At 45.4% G+C, this 5,845-nt stretch carries 5 protein-coding genes; 1 reads left to right on the top strand and 4 read right to left on the bottom strand.

The window, feature by feature from the left end; translation table 11 throughout:
* Positions 1-94: 94 nt before the first annotated feature.
* Positions 95-1,189: a DUF2336 domain-containing protein gene (locus tag AC5EF3_RS15300; protein ID WP_493548668.1), complete on the top strand. Its 1,095-nt coding sequence runs from the start codon at positions 95-97 to the stop codon at positions 1,187-1,189.
* 38 nt (positions 1,190-1,227) lie between these two features.
* Here the strand turns inward: AC5EF3_RS15300 and AC5EF3_RS15295 are convergent, their stop codons facing one another.
* The 4 genes from AC5EF3_RS15295 to AC5EF3_RS15280 form a co-directional block, all read right to left on the bottom strand.
* Positions 1,228-2,463 carry a mechanosensitive ion channel family protein gene (locus tag AC5EF3_RS15295; protein ID WP_015827084.1) on the bottom strand — a complete coding sequence of 412 codons (1,236 nt, stop codon included), beginning with the start codon at positions 2,461-2,463 and terminating at the stop codon, positions 1,228-1,230.
* Positions 2,464-2,634: 171 nt separating this feature from the next.
* Positions 2,635-3,423 carry a DUF3307 domain-containing protein gene (locus AC5EF3_RS15290; protein WP_015827083.1) on the bottom strand — a complete coding sequence of 263 codons (789 nt, stop codon included), beginning with the start codon at positions 3,421-3,423 and terminating at the stop codon, positions 2,635-2,637.
* 211 nt (positions 3,424-3,634) lie between these two features.
* Positions 3,635-4,276, bottom strand: coding sequence for a hypothetical protein (locus tag AC5EF3_RS15285; RefSeq protein WP_493548667.1), 642 nt, complete (start codon positions 4,274-4,276; stop codon positions 3,635-3,637).
* 3 nt (positions 4,277-4,279) lie between these two features.
* Positions 4,280-5,845 (bottom strand): peptide chain release factor 3 (locus tag AC5EF3_RS15280; protein WP_493548666.1); only part of this gene is annotated, 1,566 nt, incomplete at its 5' end.

Below are 5,845 nucleotides of genomic sequence, written 5' to 3'. Positions count from 1 at the left end.
CTATTCGTATGCAAACCATAAGTTTTATCCCATCATTTATTAACCCATTTTAGATAGTATTTCCTTTGAACAAATGTCCAAAGGGGTTTACGGAATGTCAGTTGATCACTCGAAATTTGCCAAACTTATGGATCTGGCAAAAGAAACATCTAGTGAAAAACGTCGCGACCTTTTGCGAGAAGTAACAGACGTTTTCTTTGACAATGACAAAGATGAACGTAGCGAAGCTGAGTGTGCAATGTTCGATGAAATCATCGGTGCTGTTGCCACAGATATGACGGATCAAGTTCGTTTGGAGCTATCTCGTAAAGTTGCTGTGTCTAAATCCCCTCTTCGCAAAACAGCCCGCCGTCTGGCAACAGATTCTATACGCGTTGCTGAACCCGTTCTTCGTAAATCACAAGCTTTGACAGAAGAAGATCTCGTTCATATCGCCAACACAAGCAGCCAAGAAAAATTGATGGCTGTTTCCAAGCGAGACAATCTTACATCTCCAGTCTCCAAAGCGCTTGTAAACAAAGGTGAAGACAAAGTTGTTGTTTCACTTCTTGAAAACGAGACAGCTGAAATTGACCGCGAAACATATGAAGTCGTGACCGAACGCGCCATGACAAGTAAAGTTCTGCAAGCACCGCTTGTGAAACGTAAAAACGTACCGTTAGATTTGCTAAATGATGTCTATCACGTTGTTGAGCAAAAACTGCGTGCGCAAATCATGGCGAAGTTTGAATCAGTCTCCGAAGAAGAGCTCAATGCAGCGCTAAAAGCATCTAAAAACCGTTTGAATATCGCTTATGGAAAAGCTCCAGAAGACATGGAGAAGCAAATCAAATGGGTTGAAACAGAAATCGAAGCGAACCGTTTGACACCTCCTCACCTTGTGCAGCAATTGCGCAATGGTGAAAAGTCACGCTTCCTTGCCAGTTTTGCCTATTTCACGCATATTTCCAACGAAATAGCCTGTCGCATTATTGAACAAAAAGACGTTGATGCCATGGCTATTCTTTGTCGCGCGGCACACTTCCCCAAAGCACTTTTCTCGACATTGGCGATGCAAATTGTTGGCGGAGAAAATGGTGTTGCAAAAGCCAAAGAATACTCTGACATGTACGAAAATGTGCCTTTGGCCGCCGCTCAACGCGCTGTGCGTTTCTGGAAAGTCAGAAGCACAACGTCTAAAGCAGCCTAAGGCGGTTCGCAAATTAGGCTAAAGCTTATAAAAAGCCTTTAGCCATCCCCGCCGCCTTCACTTCCTGCATTTTCACCGGCGCTTGAATCGCCCTTCAACGTGCGCATTTTGCTGACGTTTTCAGACAGTGTTGGCGGGTGAATAACCTCAGGCGGCTCTTGTTGTTGCATGTAAAGTGTACGGCTTGGGAAAGCAAAGCTTGTGCCTGCATTCTCCACAATCTCAATCAGTTTCAGTGCAAATTGCTCTTTGTGTTCAAGCCATTCAGTCCAGACAGTTGTGTGTGTAAAACAATAGATTAAAAAGTCGATTGAGGAATCATTGAAAGAATCCACATGCACAAACAATGTCGCTTCTGGCGGCTTAGCAAATGCATCATTGGTATAAAGATACGCTTCAATCTCATCACGAATATAGCGAAGCTGCTCAGTCGTCGTGCGATACTCAACCCCGATCACCCATTTAATCCGGCGATGCGTCATGCGTGAGTAATTGACCACGGCATTATCTGAAAAGCTCGCATTGGGAACATATACCGGTGCTTTATCGAAGCGACGCACCAGCGTTGAACGAAAATTTATGCGCTCAACTGTTCCTTCAACCACACCGTCTACAGCAATCCACTCGCCCGGTTCCATCCGTTTCTCAACAAGGATCAAAATACCCGAGATCAGGTTTTTAAATAAATCCTGTGCGCCCAGTGCAACCGCCACACCGAAGATACCCAAACCTGCGAGAATTGGACCAACTTGAATGCCCCAAATTTCCAAAATCGCAGCAGCACCTACGAACACACAGACAAGCTGCAATGATTTTGCGATCCAATCCACAATCGCGGGTGAAAGCGTGTTGCGTAACCCCGTAAACAAGAAGGAAAACGCACCGACAGCGCGGTTGAGCGTCCAGAAAATTGAAAACGCCACCAAAGAGCGCAACACCTTGTCCACAATCAACTGCAAGCTATCATTCAGTTCAATCACTTGAGATGCAGCATAAAAACCCACGATAATCGGCACCATTTTCAACGGTGCCGCAATTGTTGTTACGAGCGCATCATCAAGATTGGTTTTCGTACCTGCTGCCGCTCGCGAGATACCGCGCACAACTGTTCGGGCAAATATTCCCCGTATAATCAAGGAGAAAAGTATAATTCCCGTGGCAATGATTATGTCGCCATATGTCAGCCCAAACGCACCTTCATGCCAAATGCTGTCTAAGTATACGATACCGTCTTGCACTTGTGTGGGAAGTTCACTGACCAAACGTTCAAACATAAATCAAGCCTCACTAAACTATTTGGTAGATGTCACTTCTACCAATAAATCTGCGCAAAAGAGCTTAGAATTCGCCGCTTAGGTCAAGGGGAATTCGCGGCATTTTCCTTTAATATCTCTTAAACCTTCGACATGTGGCGGTCAGATGACAACACTAAGGAAATACGTCTGCTAAATTACCAAATTTACGCTGCGCATTTTAAGTGTGATTAGCGTCAATATAGAGATTGAAATTGCCCAACCAAAACTCATCAATGTGCCAACAATTATCATTTCAGATGCCGCATATTCAGCACGTCGATTGTCATGATCATCACTTTTAGCACCTGCAAAACGTAATATAGATTTTGCCGCGATTAAAAATCCAACACCTGTTGGCTGACCAACCATAATCAAAAGATAAATGATAAAACGTTCCAACACTCCAATCATTGCAGGGGCGTTGGGCAGACCTGAATACTTATTCTTGCGGCCAACTTCGAGCTTAGATTTCACCTCTTCTTCAAACTGCTTTTCCATGGGCAACATCGCTTTATTGATCACGATATCCCCCACGCGAACCGACAATATCGCGCCCAATATCAGCACTAATCCCGTGATCCCCATTTGCAGATTTTCAGCCGATGCAAATTGCCAAAAACTGGCTTCAAACGCATTCGGAAAACACCACACAAGGCCAACTAAGACCCCAATGTGGAGGCATTGGTCGAGCGTGAAACTTGTCAAAGTATCAGATAAATATCGCGTCTTAATGAAGTCCATCACAAAATGACTAACGCCAATAATTGCAAGGATACGCCAATCAAAAAGTCCGCTAATGACAATCGTCGCACCTAGAACAATTGCGATATGCAAAGCCATGCCGACAAAGTGTTGCTTACGCTGAAGTAACCATTTGGTCTGAAACACAAAATCCGCAAGGATATGCGCCGTAAACAGCATTATAAACAAATCCAGCATGCATCCCCCTCGTGCTTATCCACTTAAATATCCATACAAGTGGACAGATGGGTTATCAACCTAACTTCCAACCAGAATACCCACAGCGCAAAACAAGCGTTTTAGCTTGTTATTCAAAAAACAAGTAAATTTGCTTGTTTAATCGGAAGCAAGCCCCTCTCAACGCAGGCAAATAAGCCTGCCTTTTAAAATGCAGGCGAATAAACCTGCTTTATTGCAATGTAAGTGAATATGCTGCCAGCGAAAGTTCAATGGCTTCAAATTTGGAAGTTTGCAAACCCTCTGAAAATGTTTGCCGCGTGATAGCTGGAGAAATCATCTCCGCCAACTCCGCATGTGTCCTATCATCAAAAAGCAAAGCCAAACGCGCAAACTGTGCTTGCCGGGCTGTCCAGTCGGACATGATCGCTGACATACAAGTCGCCAACGCTGCCAATGCAATTTCATTCTTATCAGAATCAGAACGTTGAGAATACTCAACATCAAAAGAACGCGTATTCATTTTATCAAGACAATGCCCGGCGCGCTCAAAAGCTTCTCCCGAAGATTGATCTAAATTTTCAAGGTCGAGTTTTTCTGTTTCACCAACCCCAATTGCTATCCGGCTAAGTGCGATATTTTGATGACGCAGACCGGCATAAATGAAGACAGCGACCTTAAGCGCAGCAGGCGCTAAATTCATAGCAACCTGCCAACCATCTCCCCTATAGAAGAAGGGTTTGCTCAGGCCTATTTCTGGAAACTTCTCACGCAGCTCATCACACGTTTCTACAATGCAATCCTTGACGTTTTGCAATTCTTCCGGCGTCAAACGGGAAGATTTGATAATGTCGCCCGCCAGAACTGCAATCATGGATTAAGCCAACCTTTCCTTAGTCGCTGAGAATTTGATGTCAGGATTTTTGTCCGCAACATAGCTGACATCCCAACTATTCTTACCAAGGAAGACAGGGGCACCGTCAATATCAGTTCCCACATTCATGCGGTTTTTCTCTAAAAAGGCATCCAGAACAGCTGGATCTTCTGCCGTGATCCAGCGCGCCACATTATATAATGCCTGCTCAAAAACCACTTCCAGCTTATTCTCAGCTGAGACGCGCTCTGCCATCACATCAATCTGTAGCGCACCCACAGCACCCACAATCATATCGGCACCAACAGCCGGCGTGAATAATTGCGTCACCCCTTCTTCAGCTAGACCTTCAAGCGCTTTGCGCAAGTGCTTTGATTTCATCGGATCAAGACAACGTGCACGTCGCAATATCTCAGGCGCAAAGTTTGGAATACCGCCAAACATGATATTGCCGCTTTCCGACATGCTATCCCCCACGCGCAACGCACCATGGTTGGGAACGCCGATTACATCGCCAGCAAACGCATCATCCGCAATTTCACGATCCTGCGCCATAAACATAACGGGCGAAGACACATTGAGCTGTTTGCCCGTCGTCGTTTTCAGCTTCATACCACGCTTAAACTGACCAGATACCATTTTCAAAAATGCGATCCGGTCGCGATGGTTTGGGTCCATATTGGCTTGCACTTTAAAGATAAAGCCAGACACTTCCTTATTCTCAATATCAATGACGGCTTCATTGCCTTTAACACGCGCTTTTTGCGCACGTGGCGGCGGCGCATATGCCGTTAGAGTATCGAGCAATTCACGCACACCAAAATGACGAAGCGCCGTTCCAAATACAACAGGCGTTAAATGCCCTTCTAGAAATGATTGGTGATCAAACGGCACACACATTTCTTTGGCAAGTTCTGCATTTTCTGAAATCTCTGCAAACTCATCACTATCCATAAACGCTGAGACAGCATCTTCATCCATCGCTGTGCGTTCAGCGCCGCCTATTTCCTGCGCCTCATTGGCTGTGCGTTTTTTAAATTTCAGGAATTCACCCGTCATCAAGTCTGCCATACCGCGAAAACGCTCACCTGAGCCTTGCGGCCAATATAGCGGCGCACAATCAAGGGCCAGCTTGTCTTGAATTTCATCTAGCAATTCAAATGGATCTACAGCTTCACGGTCCATTTTGTTGATAAAAGTCACAATTGGAATATCGCGCAAACGACACACTTCAAACAGCTTTAAAGTTTGTGGCTCGATACCTTTAGCAGCATCCAGCACCATAACAGCCGCATCCGCCGCCGTAAGTGTACGATACGTGTCTTCAGAGAAATCTTCGTGTCCGGGCGTATCGAGCAAGTTAAAGACGAGGTTTTCATACTCAAATGTCATCACGGACGAAGCAACAGAGATACCGCGATCTTGCTCAATCTTCATCCAGTCAGATGTTGTACGGCGACGCTCACCGCGCGCAGCCACCTGCCCAGCCAAACGAATAGCACCACCTGTCAAAAGCAAATTCTCAGTCAGCGTGGTTTTACCCGCATCAGGGTGAGAAATAATAGCAAA

This window comes from Hirschia sp., assembly GCF_058892565.1.
The sequence above is the reverse complement of the archived record's forward strand: the minus strand, read 5'-3'. Positions and strand labels throughout refer to the sequence as shown.